The organism is Halorubrum tibetense (genome assembly GCF_042661865.1).
In the GTDB taxonomy this organism is placed as follows: domain Archaea; phylum Halobacteriota; class Halobacteria; order Halobacteriales; family Haloferacaceae; genus Halorubrum; species Halorubrum tibetense.
In genome coordinates, this window is record NZ_JBHSWW010000036.1 from 1 (window position 1) to 16,370 (window position 16,370).

A 16,370-nucleotide genomic window follows, 5' to 3' on the forward strand; every position below is an offset into this window, starting at 1 on the left:
CGTCACTCGGGTGGCCGACCTCGACGACCGGATACGCGAGCGCGCCGCGGTCGTGATCGACGACGGCGACTGTCCGGGCACGGAAAGCACCGTCGTCGACCCCGACGCCGGCCGGATCCATCGCCGGGGGGCGATGGCGGGTGCTGTGGAGGCGTGGCTCGCGGACCCGCCCGTGTGAGAAAGAAGACGGAGACCCAGGTACGTGGTCGGGGACGCGGGCTACACTGAGAGGTCGCCTTTCGCTCTGATCACGTCGAGCGCCTCGGCGTCGACGGTGTCGACGTCGAGCCAGTGCGGAACGTACTCGCGTTTCTCGTAGGCCTCTCGTTCGTCCGGGGTTCCCACCGTACACCAGAGCTGGGGTTCGTCCGGACCGTGCCACCCGCCCTGCGTGTTGATACCGAAACACACCAGCTCCTCACCCTCGTACTCGATGATCGCGTCCTTGCGGATCCCGGGGTCGCCGCGGACGATGAGGTGTTGCATACGCCGTCGTTGGCGGGTTCATCGCTTAATCGCTTCGATACCGCGGATCGGAGCGACGGCCGCATCGATACCCGTCCGTACCCGTCTCCGGGGTTCGTTATCCACTCCCCTCGACGCCTATCACCACCCGTTCTCGACGTCCGCGACGAGCGCCTCGAGGATCGCATCCGTCGTGTCGGCGACGATCCCCTCCATCGTTTCGGGATCGCTCGCGGTCGGATCACCGAGCCCGCCGAGCTCCGTCACGTCGCTGAAGTACTCGTAGCTCCGCGTCTCGGGGAACTCCGCCGCGTCTTGCGGTTCCTTCTTTCCGTCGCGGACCAGATCGGGTCGGTACAGCTCGACGAAACTCGTCTCGTGGTCGCCGGCGTGGCCCCACCCCTCCCCGAACGCTGCCTCGAGGTCCTCGCGGGCGAAGTCGGTCCAGTGGACGAAATGCACCGTCAGCTCCGTGTCCCGGCCGAGTCGGTCGGCCGCGATCGACAGCGGCTCCCGGTTGCCGCCGTGACAGTTCACGATGAGCAGGCGGTCGAGCCCGTGGGTCGCCATCGATCCGCCGATCTCGCGGACGACGTCGACGTACGTCTCGGTTGAAAGCGTCACTGTGCCCGGGAACGTCATGTGGTGTTCCGACTGTCCGTACGGCAGCGTCGGCAGTCTGAGGAGGTCGAGATCGAACGCCGGTGCCGCCTCGACGAGCTCGGCGGTGAGGTGGTCCGCACGCAGCGTGTCGGTGGAGACGGGGAGATGCGTCGAGTGTTGTTCGATGCTTCCCGCGGGGAGCACGCCGAAGTCCGCGTCAGCGATCGCCTCGCCCGCCTCCTCGTACGTCAGCCCGAACAGATCGGAATCGGTTTCCGGCATACCTCAGCGAGGGCGGCGGGCGACCAAAGAGCTCCGGGTGGCGGCGAGCGACCAGCGCGCGCCGGGCGGGGGCAGTCGAGCCCGGATCGGGGGCCAAACGAGACGACCGGCGTCAGGGCGCGTAGTAGTACTCGCCGTCGCGTTTCTGCTGGCGGTCCTTCTGTGAGTCCGGCTTGTTGATCCGGGGGCGGCCGGTTCGCTCGTCGCGTCGGAACGTGATATCCAGGTCCGCGAGGAACTCGTTCATCCCCTCACGCATCTCCTGTGGCGGCGTCGCGTGCCCGTGCGCCGCCGGCTCGCCGTCGAACACCATCAGTCGGTCGGCGAGGAGATCGATCATGTAGATGTCGTGGTCGATCACCAGCACGGTGGCGTCGTGGTTCTCCGCGTACCGGCGGATCGCGGTGGTCGCGCGGACCCGCTGTTCGACGTCGAGGTGCGCGGAGGGCTCGTCGAGCAGGTACAGGTCCGCGTCCTCGGACAGACACGCCGCGATGGCGACCCGCTGTCGCTCGCCGCCCGAGAGGTCGGTCAGGTCCTGTTCCATGATCCGGTCGAGCTGGAGCGGCTGGGCGACCTCGGTGTTCCAGTACGAGGTCCCGAACTCGTCGGTGATAGACGAGAGGAACGCGTCGACGCGCATCGGCTGGTCGATCTCGATGTACTGCGGCTTGTACGCGATGTCGAGCCGGAAGTCGAGCTCGCCCTGGTCAGGGGTCAACGAACCCGTGAACAGCTTGGCGAGGGTCGACTTCCCGATCCCGTTCGGCCCGACGATCCCGAGCACCTCCGACTCGTGAATGACGCCGCCCTCGACGTCGAGGGAGAACTCGCCCTCGCCGTACGACTTGTGGAGGTCCGGATACTCGACGAGCGGCGTCCCCTTCGAGGAAGCCCGAGGAGCGTGCTCCTCGAACGTGATCGCAGACGGACGGATCCGCATGTTCTCGTTGTCGAGGTAGCCTTTGAGGTACTCGTTGATCCCGTTTCGAACCGATTTCGGGTCCGTGATCACGCCGTACGCCCCGGGTTCGCCGTACGCGACGTGGAGGGTGTCGGCGAGGAGGTCGAGGATCGCGAGGTCGTGTTCGACGACCAGCATCGACCGCTCGGCGTCGTCGTCGTTCGCCAGCTCCTGGATGAGCCGCGCGGCGACCATCCGCTGGCCGATGTCGAGGTACGGGGTGATCTCGTCGAGGAAGTAGAAATCGGCGTCGCGGGCGAGACAGGCCGCGATGGCGACCCGCTGGAGCTCCCCGCCGGAGATGGAGTCGATGTCCTGATCCATCACCGGTCGGATGTTCAGTCGATCGATGAGGTCATCGAGCGCACCACGCTCGTCGGTCCGCTCCAACAGCTCGCGGGTGTTCCCGTCGAACTGTTTCGGGATCTGGTCGACGTACTGCGGTTTGCGGGCGACGGTAACGTCACCTGCTTTCAGGGCCGCCAAGTAGTTCTGGAGGCCGGTGCCACGGAACCGATCGAGAACCCGTTCCCACGTCGGGTCGGTCTCGTGGTCGCCGAGGTTCGGGACGCGTTCGCCGGCGAGCGCGTGAACGGCCGTCGACTTCCCGATCCCGTTCGGGCCCAGGATCCCGGTGACGCTGCCGGGCTCCGGCGTCGGGAGCCCGTACAGCGCGAACGCGTTCTCGCCGTACCGGTGGACGGGCTCCTCTTTCAGCTCCGAGGGAAGATTGATGATCTCGATCGCGTCGAACGGGCACTTCTCGACGCAGATCCCGCAAGTCTCCCCGAGACACAGCTCCTCGGAGATATGTATCTGGTCGGGGTCACCCTCGTCGGCGTCCTCGCCGCGCTCGGTGATGCACTCCTTTCCCGTCCGGTTCGGAGGACAGTAGTTGGCACACTCGTAGTTGCAGCGGTCGGGCTGACAGCGGTCCAGGTCGACTACCGCGATGCTGTCGTCGGCCATCTCAAAACGTCACCGCCGAGGTGAGCAGCACGGTGTAGCTGATGAACCACAGCGTGAACGTCATGAACGCCACGTAGAGGTTGTCCTTGACGCCGAAGTCGCCGACGCCGATGACCTTGTACAGCGGGTACTGTATCAACACGAACGCGCCCATCACGAGGACGGCGGTCGTGCTGGTGGCGGCGGCATCGCCGGTCCCGACGTACGCGGCCGACACCACGCCCGCGGCGATCCCCGCGAGACAGCAGATAGTGGTGACCACCACGCTCCGGGCGTGGCCGGTGATTGCCGGTTCGTCGCTCATGTCTACGGATCCGCAACCACCGGTGAAAAGCCGTTCGTTCCGTCCCCTACGGACCCGATCGGTCCGCCGCCCCTGTGTGCGGCGAAGCGCGCGCGAGCAAAATGACTGACTGACTGGTCAGTCTACACCCGATATACCGGAGGAATTATCCGGATCATGCGAAGAAAACCAGCAATAAAGGCCCCTAATGGCCCCGAAACGCCGGGAGTTGCATCAACATTTATGAGCGAGTACGGTTTCGAATCGTAACGATGGCTGGAACCCAAACGGAGGGTCTCGACGACCTCCCGCCGAGCGCCAAACTCGTCTTTAAGGTGCTCGAATACAACGGACCGTTGACACAGAAGGGGATCGTCCAAGAGTCGATGCTGTCCGCCCGAACCGTCCGGTACGCCCTCGAACGGCTCGAGGGGATCGACGTGGTCGACGAGGACGTCTACTTCGCGGACGCCAGACAAAACCTCTACAAGCTCACCGAGCCGGCACAGGAGTTCACGAGCGAGGACCGTGACGCCTCCTGTACGGCCGACTAGTCTCTCCGTTCTCGTTTCACGTCACGAACCCCTCGAACCGCCGCGACGACGGTGAGCAGTATCGCGACCAAGAGCCCGAGCGTCGCCGCCAACACGAACGCGAGGAGGAGGAACCACACGTCGGGCCCGAACAGAGGATACTCGCGGACCTCGACGAGCGCCCACGGCAGGAGCTCGAACGTTCGTACCAGGTACAACGCGAGCGCGACGCTCGCGCCGACGGCAGCACCGATCCGGACGTTCCGGTAGAACGCCAACGACTCCAGTAAGACGAGCATCGGCGGCTTATCGGTCGTCTCGTCGCTCACGGCCGCGCGTTATCGCCCGGCGGTCAAAGAGCCGTCGAAACGATCCGATCGAGCGGATACCTCACGAACGACAATAATATTTCTCGAACCTAACAGCGTAAGCAACAGGCATCAAGTGGGGGCGGGTCGTAGCGAGGCGTATGAAACGCGTCCTGCTCTCGTCGTTTCCGATGATCGACCCGGACACCTATCGTGCCAGACTCGCCGAGGGCGTCGACGACGACGTCGAGATCGTCGTCGCCGAGCTCGGCTCGGCCGACCGGGTCATCGAGGCCGGCCAGGGGTTCGACGCGATCGTCACCGACATCAACACGCCGGTCACGGCCGAGGCGATCGAGGCGCTGTCACCCGAGCTCGACGCTATCGTTCGCTCGTCGGTCGGCGTCGACAACATCGACGTCCCGGCCGCCGCCGCCGCCGACGTGACGGTAACGCGGGTTCCCGACTACTGCACCGATGAGGTGGCAACTCACTCCGTCTCACTACTGTTGACCTGCCTCCGTTCGATGAAGCCGTACGACGATGCCGTCGCCGACGGCCGCTGGAGCTGGGAAGACGGTCGGCCGATCCGACGGCTCAGCGCGTCGACGGTCGGGCTCCTGTCGTTTGGCCCGATCGCCCGGCGGGCGGCCGAACAGCTCGGCGGCTTCGGCGCGGAGCTGATCGCACACGACCCCTTCGTCGACGACGACGTGATGGCCGACTACGGCGTCGAGACGGTCGGACTCGACACACTGTTCGAGCGGAGCGACCACCTCGCCGTGTACGCGCCGCTCACCGACGCGACGAGGGGGATGGTCGACGCCGACGCGCTCGCACGGTTCTCGCCGGACTCCGTCGTCGTCAACGTGGGTCGCGGCCCCGTGATAGACGCCGACGCGCTCCTGGATGCGCTCGACGACGGCACGATCAAGGCGGCCGGGCTCGACGTGCTCGCCGAGGAACCACCGAAGGACGACCCGCTTGTCGGTCGCGAGGACACGGTCGTCACGCCGCACGCGGCGTGGTACAGCGAGGACGCGTACGACGACCTCAATCACAGCGCCGCCGCCGACGTCGCGGCCGTCCTCAACGGGGAGACCCCGGCCGGCCGGATCGACCCCGACGCCGACTGGCTGTAGCCGGCTAATCCGCTACCGCTTCGGACTCGCCCATCGACGCCGCCGGGTCGCGGATCCACAGGTCCCCGAACAGCTCGTCCTGACGGAGCGTGACGCTCCCCCGATGTGCCATGAACAACAGCGCGAGGAACGTCATGAACGGTCGGCCGCCGGCGGACGACACCTCCGCGAACAGCACCTCCGCGCGCCCGGCGTCGAAGTGCGGGGTGATCGCGGATTCGACGTCCGCGATCACCTCCTCGATGTCCTCGTCGTGGGTTCGGTCCGTCGCGTCCCCCGCGGTGGGTTCGCCGTCGCGGCGGAACTCGTCCCCAGTGTGGTAATCGAGGGTCTGGGTCCCCCGGTCGTACCCCGACGGCGACTCGGAGGTGTCGTACTTGCGGGACTCTTTCCACCACGAGCCGCGCTCGGCCTCGCGGAGCTCGCGGACGAGCTCGTCGAGCGTCTCCGGCGACCCACGCGTGTGCTTCCGGTCGAGCCGGCGGTCCATCTCCGCTTCGAGCTTGTCGATCGGGTCGAAGCCGGGGTCGGCCGGATCGGTGTCGCCGCCCTCCATCGCGAGCTCCCACGGCTCCGCGGCGGGCTCCGCTTCGTCCTCGTCGTCGGCCAACATCCCGTCGCTTTTCATTCGGAGCAGGACGCTGGCGTAGAACAGCGCGCGCCCCGTGGTCCGGAGATCCGTCTCGTCGAGCTTCTCCAGGAACGCGTCGGTCACCTGCACGATGTCGATATCCCACGGCTCGATCTCCCCCTCCTCGGCTAGCTGAACGAGCAACTCGACCGGTTCGACCTCCTCGTCGTCCTCGGCGGCGTCCGAGCGGTCGCTGGCGTCAACGTCTACGGCGTCCGAAGGGACGCCGTCCTCTGCGTCGGCGGCCTCCGAGCGGTCGCCGTCCTCTGCGTCGGCGGCCTCCGAGCGGTCGCCGTCCTCTGCGTCGGCGGTCTCTGAGCGATCACCGTCCTCTGCGTCGTCGCCGAACGCCGGAGCTACGTCCTGCCGTTCGCTCGTCAGATCGAGGTCGGGAACCCCGTCGTCCTCAGTCATCCGCGCTCACCTCGTCACCGAACTGCATTCCGGTGACGGCGGAGAGGTTGTCCCCTTGCATCGTGACGCCGATCGCGCGATCGGAGCGCTCCAGCAGCGCGGAGCGGTGTCCGACGACGACGAACTGTGCGTCCATGGCGAGCTCCTCTATCATCTCGCCGACCCGTTCCGCGTTGACCGCGTCGAGGAACGCGTCGATCTCGTCGAGCGCGTAGAACGGCGCGGGGTTGTGCCGCTGAACCGCGAAGATGAACGACAGCGCGGTGAGTGACTTCTCGCCGCCACTCATCGCCGCGAGCCGCTGGACCGGCTTATCGGCGGGCTGTGCTTTCATCGTCAACCCCTCCTCGAACGGGTCCTCGGGGTTCTCCAACACGAGCTCGCCCGACCCGGCGGAGAGCCGGGAGAAGATCTCTTGGAAGTGCTCGTTTATCGACTCGAACGTCTCCATGAACGTCGCCTTCTTCTCGGCCTCGTACCCCTCGATCCGCTCCGTGATCGCGTCGCGCTCCTCGACGAGGACGTCCCGACGCTCCTCGAGCTGGTCGAGCTCCGCCTGGACCTCGTCGTACTCGTCGATCGCGAGCATGTTGACCGGTTCGAGCGCCTCCATCTCCGCCTCGAGCGACTCGATCCGTGACTCGACTTCCGAGAGGTCCGGGACTGCCTCGGGGTCGTACTCGCCGACCTGCGACTCCAGCTCGTCGACCTCCCACTCCAGCCGGTCGCGCCGGTCGACCAGCTCTTCGAGGGCGGACTCCGCGTCGGCGACCGTCGAGCGCTGTTCGTCGCGCTTCCGGGTGGCCTCCTGGATCTCCTCGCGGAGCGCCTCGCGGTCGGCTTTCAGCGCCTCGAGCTCCTCCTCGAGATCCGCGATAGACGCCTTCTTCTCCGCTAACAGCTCCTCTTTCTCCCCGATCGTCGCCTCGTGTTCGGCGATCGCCGATTCGGCTTCGCTCTTGCGGTTCTGGGCAGTCTCCACCGTGTCGTGGAGGTCGTCGACCGCGTCTTCGGCGTACCCCTTCTCCAGTTCCAGCTCGTTTCGTTTCGCGTCGAGGTCGTCCATCCGACCCTCCAGTTCGGCGATCTCCTCGCGGATCCCGTCCGCCCGCTCGGAGAGCTCCGGGATCTTCGAGTCCGCGAGCTCCGCTTCGATCTCCGCGATATCCGCTTCCAAGCCGTCGATGTCGGCGTCCAGCGCGTCGATCGTCGTGTCGATCTCGTCCATCTCCTGATCGACGGACTCGCGTTCCGCGCGGAGCGACGCGAGCTCGTCTTCCAGCTCGTTGATCCGCGCCTCGGTCGACTCGAGCTCTGCTTCGGCGCGCTCGATGTCGCCTTCGAGCGATCGGACGCGGTCGGCGGCGTCCGCCTTGCGGTCGCGCGCGTCGTCGATATCCGCCTCCAGGGATTCGATCTCCGACTCCGCGCTCCGGCGCTCGTCCTCTAACTCGGAGATCGCCTCGGCGAGCCGCTCCAGCTTCCCGCCGCCGGATTTCGTGAACGCGTACCGCGAGCCGCCGCCGGAACCGCCGGTCATCGCGCCCGATTTCTCGATCAGGTCGCCGTCGAGCGTCACCATCCGGTAGTCGCCCATCAGGTCGCGGGCGGTCGCCATGTCCTCGACGACGAGCGTGGAGCCGAGCACGTACGAGAACACCGTCTCGTACCGGGAGTCGTAATCGACGAGGTTCCGCGCGAAGTCGATCACGCCCGGCACCGACGGCTTCCGGGGGAGGCCACGGTCGTCCATCTTCGTGATCGGGAGGAACGTCGCCCGACCCGCGTTGCGACGCTTGAGGTAGTCGATACAGGTGGACCCGACGCCGTCGTCGTCGACGACGACGTTCGCGAGCCGACCGCCGGCGGCGGTCTCACACGCCTCGGCGTACTCCGCCTCGACGGAGCCGAGCTCGCCGACCGCGCCGTGAACGCCGTCGATCCCGCCGTTCTTCACTTCGGTCACGGCGCGGGGCCAAGAGGTGTCGCCACGCTCGCTCGCGGCGGCTTCGAGTTTGGCGTACTCGTTCTGCTTCTCGCGGAGCTCCGCCTCGATCTCGTCCAGTCGTTCCTTCCGTTCGGACTTCTCGGCGAACAGGTCCGCGAGCGCGTCCTCGATACGCGACTCGTTTTTGCGTGCCTTGTCGAGCTCGCCGTGTAGTTCCGAGATCCGTGCTTTGAGGTCCGGGACGTCCTCGTGAGCCGCCTCCAGCTCCTCGCGTGCCTCCTCGACGGCGTTCGATCGGCGACGCGCCTCGTCGAGCAGCCGGTCCTTCTCGCGTTGGGCCTCGTGTTTCTCCTCACGGAGGGTCTCCAGACGTGCCTTTCGGTCCGCGAGCTCGTCCTTCAGCTCGTCGAACTCCGTGTCCGCGCCCTCGATCTCGGCTTCGACGTCGGCGAGCGTCGACCGCTTCGTCGCGATCTCCGACTTGATCGACGCCTTCTCGACTTTCAGGTCACGGATCTCGGTTTCGAGGTCGTCTATCGTCTCCTGTTTCCGGTCGATCTGGACGAACGCGTTCCGGCGTTCCGTCTCCGCCTCCGCCGCGCGCTCCTCGGCGGCCTCGATCTTGTCTTTCAGCCGGGAGATCTCGCCTTTGATCTCCTCTATCTCCGCGCGGATCTCGATCTGTTCGTCCTCGCCTTTCGTCTCGATCTCGTGAGTGAGGTCCGCGAGGTCCTCCTCCAAGCGGGTGAGCGCACCCTGTCGCGTGTCGAGCTCGGCCCGCAGCTCCGCGAGCTCGGCTTCCGCGTCGTCGATGTCGTCCTCGACGCGTTCCAGCGACTCCCGTTTGTCCTCCAGCTCGGAGGCCTTGCGGTAGCCGCGATACGTCTCGACCTCCTCGCGGAGCGACTGGTACTCGAGGGCGGTCTCGCGCTCGTCGGAGAGCCGGTCGAGCCGTTCCCGCTTCTCCTCGATCCGGAGGTCGGCCTCGCCGATCCGGTCTTTGACCGTGTCGAGCTCCTCGAAGGCGGCCTCCTTCTTCTCGTCGAACTCGGCGACGCCCGCGATCTCGTCGACGATCCCACGACGCTGATACGGCGTCATGTTGATGATCTCGGTGACGTCCCCCTGCATCACCACGTTGTATCCCTCCGGCGTGACGCCCGCTGCGGCGAGCAGGTCCCGGATGTCCGAGAGGTTCACCGAGCGGCCGTTGAGGTAGTAGTAGGAGTAGTAGTTGTCCTCGGTCTCCTTCACGCGGCGTTTGATCGTGATCTCAGAGACGTCGCCGACGTTCTCCGAGCCGGCCGCCGAGACGACCTGTGAGCGGTCGAGGGTCCCGTCCTCGTTGGAGAGCACCACCGTGACGGACGCCTCCGAGGGGCCGCCATCACCCTCGCCGTCCTCGTGTCCGGGGTTGTAGATCAGGTCGGTGAGCTTCTTCGCTCTGATCCCGCGGGTGCGTGCCAGCCCGAGCGCGAACAGGATCCCGTCGATGATGTTCGACTTGCCGGACCCGTTCGGTCCCGTGACGACGGTGAAATCCTCATAGAAGGGGATCCTCGTCGTGCGCCCGAAGCTCTTGAACCCGTCCAAAACGACTTCCGTGATATGCATGTTCGCGGGGTCTCGCGGGCTTACGCGACGATGATGTCGTTGTCGTCGGACTCGCCCTCGGTTTCGTCTCCTTCCTGCGTCGACGTATCGGTTTCGGCGTCGGGCGTCGCCGGCGACTCGTCGGGTACGATCACCTCGTCGTCCGTCCCGTCGGCGTCCGTCCGGTCAGCGTCCGTCCCGTCGGCGTCGGGGGCGGCCGCGGTGTCAGCTGGCGGATCGGTTCGCTCGACGACCTCGACGTGATCGTCGGAGTGGGTCCGGCGCTCGCCGCCGGCGGCGTCGGACACCGTGTCGGACGCGTCGTCCCCGGTGGATTCGTCCGCCTCGGCGGCCGCTTCCGCGGCGGCTGCACGTTCCTGTTCGTTTTCGAGCTGGCGGACGCGTTCTTTCATCTCGACGAGCTCCTCGGTGAGCCCGTTGACCGCCGCCTGCAGCTCCGCGACCTGCCGTTCGAGGTCCTCGACGCGGTTGCTCATGTACACACGTATGCCCGCGCGGGCCGTATAAATCTGCGTCAGACACATGTGTGACCAAGTGGCATACCCGAGGCGTCCGTTCGTAGAGTGTTCGTTCGGTTCGGCTTCTCCAGCCCATCCGGTTCAGCGGGCGTCCCCGGCGGCTGTCTGTCATCCGTCGGACGGGAAGCAAGCTATTTGTACCCACCACGGATACCGATAGGCGATGAGCAAGATCACGTTCCGAGCCGACGACGATCTCGTCGAGCGGCTGGAATCGTGTGACGCTTCGAAAAGCGAGGTGATGCGCGAGGCGCTTCGGGCCCACCTCGATACCGACGACGAGCCGTCCGAGGGGAGCGTCGACGCCGCGCTGGCCGACCGCGTCGACGACCTCATCGCCGAGCGCCTCGACGCGGCGCTGGACGAACGGCTCGGGACGGCTCGACCCGAACCCACGAACGCGTATACGCCGTCAGGACCCGGTGAGATCAACGTAAACGTCACTCTCGACGCCCCTAACGCCGAGGAGTCAGACGCGCGTGTAACACGTGAGACGATGCCGGAAGACGAGCCTGATGCGCGTAAGACGCGTGGAAACCGTGCGATGCAAACGACCGAAAACGTCTGTGGTGGATGTGGCGAAAACGTGCCTGAAGACCACGTTTACTGCCCGAACTGTGGTGAGAAGCAGTCACACAGAGCGTTCTGTGAGTGCGGCGACGAGGTCAGAACCGACTGGGCGTTCTGCCCCGGTTGCGGTCGGCGGACCCCCGCAGCGGACGTATTGAACGACAGATAACCGCCGTAAACAGGGCCGAAGTCCCGGTATACGGCGTTTCCACACATTTGTCTTACAACCGCCGTTAGTTTTATAAGCATAGCCTCGGTGACTACAACCGCGTAAGACGGTCGTCTTACAGCCGGCGCCCGTCGGCGGGGATGTCCTCGTCGTCGGGCGATTCGACGCTGTAAGACGCGCGACATGGGGTCGCGCCGTCTTACCGGGGGAATACACAAAATGGAGCGTGTGACACTACGGATCCCGAAACAGCAGATCGACGAGGTCGAACAGATGGTCGAGACGGGGGAGTTCCCGAACCGGAGCGAGGCGATCCGGTCGGCCGTCCGCGACATGTTGAACGAACAGGACGGCGAGCGCGAGGAGCGCAGCCGCAACCGCAGCTGGGCCAAGGTGTAGATCGATGCAGGATCTCGTTCAGGACGCCCTCGACAACGCGGAAGCGGAGAAACGCGACATGGACGTCGACATGGACGACGACGAGTTCGGGGACCCCCGGATCGTCATCGTCGGTGCCGGCGGCGCGGGTAACAACACAGTCAACCGACTGTACAACATCGGCGTCGACGGTGCCGACACCGTCGCGATCAACACGGACAAACAGCACCTCAAGATGATCGAAGCCGACACCAAGATCCTCGTGGGCAAGTCGCTCACGCAGGGGCTCGGTGCCGGCGGCGACCCTAAGATGGGCGAGCGGGCCACCGAGATGGCCCAGGGGACGATCAAGGAGGTGCTCGGCGACGCCGACCTCGTCTTCGTCACCGCCGGCATGGGCGGCGGGACCGGCACCGGCGCGGCCCCGGTCGTCTCGAAGATCGCCAAAGACCAGGGAGCGATCGTCGTCGGGATGGTCTCGACGCCGTTCAACGTCGAGCGTGCCCGCACGGTGAAAGCCGAGGAAGGGTTAGAGAGCCTCCGCAACGAGGCCGACTCGATCATCGTCCTCGACAACAACCGGCTGCTCGATTACGTCCCGAACCTCCCGATCGGAAAGGCGTTCTCCGTGATGGACCAGATCATCGCGGAGACGGTCAAAGGGATCTCGGAGACGATCACCCAGCCGAGCCTCATCAACCTGGACTACGCCGACATGTCCACGATCATGAACCAGGGCGGCGTGGCGGTGATGCTCGTCGGCGAGACCCAGGACAAGAACAAGACCCAAGAAGTGGTCAACGACGCGATGAACCATCCGCTCTTGGACGTCGACTACCGCGGTGCCTCGGGCGGGCTCGTCCACATCACGGGCGGCCCGGATCTCACGCTGAAGGAGGCCGAGGGGATCGCGAACAACATCACCGAGCGGCTGGAGGCGAGCGCCAACGTCATCTGGGGCGCTCGTATCCAAGAGGAGTACAAAGGGAAGGTCCGCGTCATGGCGATCATGACCGGCGTCCAGAGTGCGCAAGTGCTCGGTCCGTCGACACAGAAACAGGCGGACAAGTCCCGTGCCGCGGTCGACGGCGATGACCTCGGTGACTCCCGTTCGCGCGCAGCGGAAACGAACGCGGGCGTCGGAGGCTCCGGTGGGTCCGGGCGATCCGAGCGTGCGGCCTGGGAGTCCGACGGCGGGACCGAGACCGTTGAGAAGAACAACGGGCTCGACGTCATCCGGTAGACGAACCGCCGGGAGACCCCGCGAACGAACGTCCGACCGCTTTTCGATGATGCCTCGAATCACGAGCGGCCGCGTCGTCACGCGAGGGCTTAAGTCGACGACACCCGTGTAATCCGTGTGGTGTGTCATCGACGGACCGAGTCCCCGACGCCGGATCCGGACACCGATCGGAGCGCCGTACGAGCGAGCGAACGATGACCGACCGGGCGCTGTATTTCACCGCACCGGAAACGGTCGAGCGCCGATCCGTGACGGTCGGTCCTCCGGACGACGACGAGCTCTTGGTGACAACGAGTGCCTCCGCGATCAGCGCGGGCACGGAGCTGTTGGTGTATCACGACGAGACGCCATCCGGGATCCCCGTCGACGAGACGATCGACGGACTCGACGGGGAGTTCTCCTACCCGCTTCGATACGGATACGCGGCCGCCGGAACGGTGACGGCGGTCGGCGACGACATCGATCCAGCCTGGATCGACCGGACGGTGTTCGGGTTCGCCCCACACCAGACCCGATTTCGGGCGACACCGGAGGCCGTGGTTCACCTTCCGGACGGGATGTCACCCGAGACCGGAGCGTTGCTCCCATCGGTCGAGACGGCGACGAATCTCGTGCTCGATGCGGCTCCACGGCTCGGCGAGCGTGTTGTCGTTCTCGGCGCGGGCGTCATCGGGTTGTGTGTGACGAGACAGTTGGCGTCGTTCCCGCTCGCAGAGCTCGTCGTCGTCGACCCGGTCGAGTCCCGACGGGTTCTCGCTCGGGAGATGGGCGCCGATCGCGTGGGGACGCCCGAGGCAGTCACCGCCGAGGTCGACGAGGCGGACTGTGTTATCGAGCTGTCGGGGCGGCCGGCCACGCTCGACGACGCGATCGACGTGGTCGGGTACGACGGCCGGATCGTCGTCGGCTCGTGGTACGGGTCGAAACGCGCCCCGATCGATCTCGGCGGTCGGTTTCATCGGGACCGGATCGACATCGTCTCGAGCCAGGTGAGCACGATCGCCCCCGAGCTCCGCGGCCGGTGGGATCGCGACCGCCGGATGGACGTCGCGCTCGATGGGTTGCGTGAGATCGACGCCGAGGCGCTCGTCACGGACCGGATCCCCTTCGAGAACGCGACCGAGGCGTACGAGCGGCTCGACGCCGACCGCGAGTCGACGATACAGGTCGTGTTGGAGTACTGATGAGCTCCCTCCGAGACGCCAGTCGACTGCGAGAGCGGCTCACGACGCGGACACATGTAGTCCTCGCAGTGTTCGCGATCGGAGTCGCCGTCGCCGCGTCCCGAGTCCCGCTTTGGCGCGCGCGAGCGGCCGCAGCGCGCCTCTCCGACGCCGCACCGGACCGGATAGTTCCGTATCCGCTGTCGGTGTTACCGCCACCGGACGCGGAGTACGCTGGCGTCTGGGCGGTTCCACCCGAAACTGCTCGGCGGCGACTGATCGACGAGCACGGGTTCAGCCAGCAGCTCCGGGCGTACCTTCACGCGTACGAACACGGCGGCGAGACGGTGTACGAGGCGGCGAGCTGTGCGTATCGGCCGAACGGATTCACCGGTGAGTGGCAGCTCCACGTCCGACTGTTCGGGACGCCCGACGGGGAGACCGACGTCTGGTGTCACTGGGAGCGCAACCCCAACGTCGCCCCGTTCGCGCACCTCCGACAGGACGGCTACGATCCCGCGGAGGGGATCCGTCGCTTCCGCGAGCTGGTCCCGGCGGAGACGCGGATAGAGGGGCCGATCGCGGAGCAGGTCCGAGAGTCGGAGTAAGTCCAGCCGTCGGAGCGGGTCGGACGGTCGAACTGGGCGGGTATCGACCGGCCTGTCGACCGCTCATCCGGTCGAAGGCGAGCGAGGAGATCGAAGACGAGCGAGGAGGTCGAGGTGGTGAGCGACGAGTCCGAACTCGCCGTCGGCCAGCTGGGCTCGCCGCGTCGACACCCACGCCTCGGGGACCGACGGGTCGAGGGTGTCGGCCGGGTAGTCGGCGAGCGCGCCGTCGATCGTCGCGAGCAGGTGATCGAGGAACGCGTCCTCCCCGTTCGGGTACGTCCCCCCTCGCGGCCTGACGACCCAGTCGCCGCCGCCGACCGCCGTCACGTCGTACCCGTGTGTCGGGGCGCGTTCGAGGACGTCCCTCGCCGCCCGGCTGCTCCCGGGTCGCTCGCGGATCTCGTCCATATGCCGATGGTAGAGGGACTCGATCCTGCCGTCGTCCGGATGGGCGGGCGAGAAGTGGGTCGCGCCGTCGAAGGTACACGGGGCGTACAACGACCCGTCCGGGCGGAGCACGTCGCGCAGCGAGGCCAGCAGCCGGTCGGGGTCGACGATGTCGAGGAACGCGGCGGCGATCACGGCGTCGGCATCGTCGACGATTTCCCGTGCGTCGGCCGTCTCGAAACTGATTTCGAAGCGCGTATCGCCGTCGGGCAGTTCGGCAGTCACGACTCCGTCGTCGACCGTCGTCGCGTATCCCGCCGCCGAGAGCCACTCGGGAACGCGTTCGCGAGCGGCCGTAACACACTCGTCGGACACGTCGACCGCGCGATACGAGACGGTGCCCGGGAGTCGCTCCCAGTCGGCGAGCCGGGCGACCATCGAGCCGACGCCCGCCCCGACCTCGACGATCCGTAGCGGTCGGTCCGTCGCCGTGGCCCGATCGGTCAATCCTGAGACGAACTCGTCCCACACCCGGCGGTTCAGCGCCCGGTCGTCGACGCTTCGTTTCGCGGTCAGGTACTCGACGAAGTCGCTCACGCGGTGTCACCCCCGACGGTGTCGGCGGATCCATACTCGTCCCCCGTCGCCCCCTCGACGACGGATCGGAGGAACGTCCGGATCCGATCGGTCGTCTCGTCCCAGTCCGGGTGTCGTTCGGCGGTTCGAAGCCCGGCGACGCCGAGCGCGGCGAGCCGGTCGCGGTCCGTCGCGAGACGTCGGATCCGGTCGGCGATCGTCCGGTCGGCGGTCGGATCGACGAGGAACCCGTTCGTTCCGTCGCGGAGGAACTCCCCGGTGCCTCCCAGGGATCCGGCGATCGGAACCACGCCGTGTTCCATCGCCTCCAGATGGACCATGCCGAACGCCTCGTATCGGGCGGGAACACAACAGACGTGACTCCGGTCGAACGTCGATACGAGGTCGTCGTCCGGCAGCTCGCCGACGAACTCGACGCGGTTGTCGAGCCCGAGCGACGCGGTTCGTTCGACGAGCCGCTCGGTGTGGGCGGGGGCGACCCCGCGATTCCCGACGACCGTCAACCGCCACTCGGGAGCATCGCTCCCCGAGCGGTCGGACCGACCGTCGCGCCCCGAGGGGGAGTGCCGGCCGCTCAC

General features: G+C 66.6%; 17 protein-coding genes and 1 pseudogene. 8 read left to right on the forward strand and 10 right to left on the reverse strand.

All coding sequences use genetic code 11. The features are described 5' to 3' along the window. A pseudogene (locus tag ACFQEU_RS04380) lies at positions 1–178 on the forward strand (L-threonylcarbamoyladenylate synthase); the annotation flags it as partial. Between the two features lie 41 nt (positions 179–219). Here the strand turns inward: ACFQEU_RS04380 and ACFQEU_RS04385 are convergent. The 4 genes from ACFQEU_RS04385 to ACFQEU_RS04400 form a co-directional block, all read right to left on the reverse strand. Continuing rightward, entirely contained in the window at positions 220–486 is a 267-nt protein-coding gene (locus ACFQEU_RS04385) for an HAH_0734 family protein (RefSeq protein ID WP_379779646.1), read from the reverse strand. 120 nt (positions 487–606) lie between these two features. Continuing rightward, positions 607–1,350, reverse strand: a complete 744-nt coding sequence (locus ACFQEU_RS04390; RefSeq protein ID WP_379779648.1) for a creatininase family protein — start codon at positions 1,348–1,350, stop codon at positions 607–609. A gap of 112 nt (positions 1,351–1,462) precedes the next feature. Then, a complete protein-coding gene (locus tag ACFQEU_RS04395) occupies positions 1,463–3,283 on the reverse strand; it encodes a ribosome biogenesis/translation initiation ATPase RLI (RefSeq protein ID WP_379779650.1) in 1,821 nt (606 codons plus the stop codon). 1 nt (position 3,284) lies between these two features. After that, positions 3,285–3,587: an EMC6-like membrane protein gene (locus tag ACFQEU_RS04400; protein WP_379779652.1), complete on the reverse strand. Its 303-nt coding sequence runs from the start codon at positions 3,585–3,587 to the stop codon at positions 3,285–3,287. Positions 3,588–3,838: 251 nt separating this feature from the next. Here ACFQEU_RS04400 and ACFQEU_RS04405 point away from each other — a divergent pair, with 251 nt between their 5' ends. Next, positions 3,839–4,120 (forward strand): MarR family transcriptional regulator, encoded by a 282-nt coding sequence (locus ACFQEU_RS04405; protein ID WP_094530771.1) that lies wholly within the window; start codon positions 3,839–3,841, stop codon positions 4,118–4,120. On the opposite strand, the gene ACFQEU_RS04410 is transcribed toward ACFQEU_RS04405, so the two are convergent. Continuing rightward, positions 4,117–4,428 carry a DUF7536 family protein gene (locus ACFQEU_RS04410; RefSeq protein ID WP_465261115.1) on the reverse strand — a complete coding sequence of 104 codons (312 nt, stop codon included), beginning with the start codon at positions 4,426–4,428 and terminating at the stop codon, positions 4,117–4,119. The genes ACFQEU_RS04405 and ACFQEU_RS04410 overlap by 4 nt on opposite strands. A 140-nt stretch (positions 4,429–4,568) precedes the next feature. On the opposite strand from ACFQEU_RS04410, the gene ACFQEU_RS04415 reads away from it, so the two are divergent. Further along, entirely contained in the window at positions 4,569–5,549 is a 981-nt protein-coding gene (locus ACFQEU_RS04415) for a C-terminal binding protein (protein WP_379779654.1), read from the forward strand. A gap of 4 nt (positions 5,550–5,553) precedes the next feature. On the opposite strand, the gene ACFQEU_RS04420 is transcribed toward ACFQEU_RS04415, so the two are convergent. From ACFQEU_RS04420 to ACFQEU_RS04430, 3 genes are read right to left on the reverse strand one after another with little or no spacing between them, the layout of a single operon-like run. After that, the gene (locus tag ACFQEU_RS04420; protein ID WP_379779656.1) at positions 5,554–6,594 is read right to left on the reverse strand and encodes a segregation/condensation protein A; all 1,041 of its coding nucleotides are present in this window, start codon (positions 6,592–6,594) and stop codon (positions 5,554–5,556) included. Then, complete coding sequence (gene smc, locus ACFQEU_RS04425; RefSeq protein ID WP_379779658.1) at positions 6,587–10,156, reverse strand: chromosome segregation protein SMC; 3,570 nt, start codon at positions 10,154–10,156, stop codon at positions 6,587–6,589. The genes ACFQEU_RS04420 and smc overlap by 8 nt, the downstream gene beginning before the upstream one ends. A gap of 20 nt (positions 10,157–10,176) precedes the next feature. Next, positions 10,177–10,632, reverse strand: coding sequence for a DUF7518 family protein (locus tag ACFQEU_RS04430; RefSeq protein WP_379779660.1), 456 nt, complete (start codon positions 10,630–10,632; stop codon positions 10,177–10,179). A gap of 205 nt (positions 10,633–10,837) precedes the next feature. On the opposite strand from ACFQEU_RS04430, the gene ACFQEU_RS04435 reads away from it, so the two are divergent. From ACFQEU_RS04435 to ACFQEU_RS04455, 5 genes are all read left to right on the forward strand, one after another. After that, complete coding sequence (locus tag ACFQEU_RS04435) at positions 10,838–11,413, forward strand: double zinc ribbon domain-containing protein (RefSeq protein ID WP_379779662.1); 576 nt, start codon at positions 10,838–10,840, stop codon at positions 11,411–11,413. A gap of 219 nt (positions 11,414–11,632) precedes the next feature. After that, positions 11,633–11,812 carry a ribbon-helix-helix domain-containing protein gene (locus ACFQEU_RS04440; RefSeq protein WP_379779664.1) on the forward strand — a complete coding sequence of 60 codons (180 nt, stop codon included), beginning with the start codon at positions 11,633–11,635 and terminating at the stop codon, positions 11,810–11,812. A 4-nt stretch (positions 11,813–11,816) separates the two neighbouring features. Next, complete coding sequence (ftsZ, locus tag ACFQEU_RS04445; RefSeq protein ID WP_379779666.1) at positions 11,817–13,034, forward strand: cell division protein FtsZ; 1,218 nt, start codon at positions 11,817–11,819, stop codon at positions 13,032–13,034. 194 nt (positions 13,035–13,228) lie between these two features. Then, the gene (locus ACFQEU_RS04450) at positions 13,229–14,218 is read left to right on the forward strand and encodes a zinc-dependent alcohol dehydrogenase (protein ID WP_379779676.1); all 990 of its coding nucleotides are present in this window, start codon (positions 13,229–13,231) and stop codon (positions 14,216–14,218) included. Further along, complete coding sequence (locus ACFQEU_RS04455) at positions 14,218–14,805, forward strand: hypothetical protein (RefSeq protein WP_379779668.1); 588 nt, start codon at positions 14,218–14,220, stop codon at positions 14,803–14,805. The genes ACFQEU_RS04450 and ACFQEU_RS04455 overlap by 1 nt, the downstream gene beginning before the upstream one ends. Before the next feature lie 63 nt (positions 14,806–14,868). Here ACFQEU_RS04455 and ACFQEU_RS04460 read toward each other — a convergent pair whose 3' ends face one another. Together ACFQEU_RS04460 and ACFQEU_RS04465 are read right to left on the reverse strand one after the other, a co-directional pair. Continuing rightward, positions 14,869–15,792, reverse strand: a complete 924-nt coding sequence (locus ACFQEU_RS04460; RefSeq protein ID WP_379779670.1) for a methyltransferase — start codon at positions 15,790–15,792, stop codon at positions 14,869–14,871. After that, on the reverse strand, positions 15,789–16,370 hold a 582-nt coding region (locus ACFQEU_RS04465; RefSeq protein WP_379779672.1), incomplete at its 5' end, for a glycosyltransferase family 4 protein. The genes ACFQEU_RS04460 and ACFQEU_RS04465, both read right to left, overlap by 4 nt.

Excerpts from the sequence above, each read along its gene's own strand:
- ACFQEU_RS04400 (WP_379779652.1), bottom strand. The coding sequence starts at position 3,587 with ATGAGCGACGAACCGGCAATCACCGGCCACGCCCGGAGCGTGGTGGTC.
- ACFQEU_RS04430 (WP_379779660.1), bottom strand. The coding sequence starts at position 10,632 with ATGAGCAACCGCGTCGAGGACCTCGAACGGCAGGTCGCGGAGCTGCAG.
- ftsZ (WP_379779666.1), top strand. The coding sequence starts at position 11,817 with ATGCAGGATCTCGTTCAGGACGCCCTCGACAACGCGGAAGCGGAGAAA.
- ACFQEU_RS04405 (WP_094530771.1), top strand. The coding sequence starts at position 3,839 with ATGGCTGGAACCCAAACGGAGGGTCTCGACGACCTCCCGCCGAGCGCC.
- ACFQEU_RS04435 (WP_379779662.1), top strand. The coding sequence starts at position 10,838 with ATGAGCAAGATCACGTTCCGAGCCGACGACGATCTCGTCGAGCGGCTG.
- smc (WP_379779658.1), bottom strand. The coding sequence starts at position 10,156 with ATGCATATCACGGAAGTCGTTTTGGACGGGTTCAAGAGCTTCGGGCGC.
- ACFQEU_RS04385 (WP_379779646.1), bottom strand. The coding sequence starts at position 486 with ATGCAACACCTCATCGTCCGCGGCGACCCCGGGATCCGCAAGGACGCG.
- ACFQEU_RS04450 (WP_379779676.1), top strand. The coding sequence starts at position 13,229 with ATGACCGACCGGGCGCTGTATTTCACCGCACCGGAAACGGTCGAGCGC.
- ACFQEU_RS04395 (WP_379779650.1), bottom strand. The coding sequence starts at position 3,283 with ATGGCCGACGACAGCATCGCGGTAGTCGACCTGGACCGCTGTCAGCCC.
- ACFQEU_RS04415 (WP_379779654.1), top strand. The coding sequence starts at position 4,569 with ATGAAACGCGTCCTGCTCTCGTCGTTTCCGATGATCGACCCGGACACC.
- ACFQEU_RS04420 (WP_379779656.1), bottom strand. The coding sequence starts at position 6,594 with ATGACTGAGGACGACGGGGTTCCCGACCTCGATCTGACGAGCGAACGG.
- ACFQEU_RS04440 (WP_379779664.1), top strand. The coding sequence starts at position 11,633 with ATGGAGCGTGTGACACTACGGATCCCGAAACAGCAGATCGACGAGGTC.
- ACFQEU_RS04455 (WP_379779668.1), top strand. The coding sequence starts at position 14,218 with ATGAGCTCCCTCCGAGACGCCAGTCGACTGCGAGAGCGGCTCACGACG.
- ACFQEU_RS04390 (WP_379779648.1), bottom strand. The coding sequence starts at position 1,350 with ATGCCGGAAACCGATTCCGATCTGTTCGGGCTGACGTACGAGGAGGCG.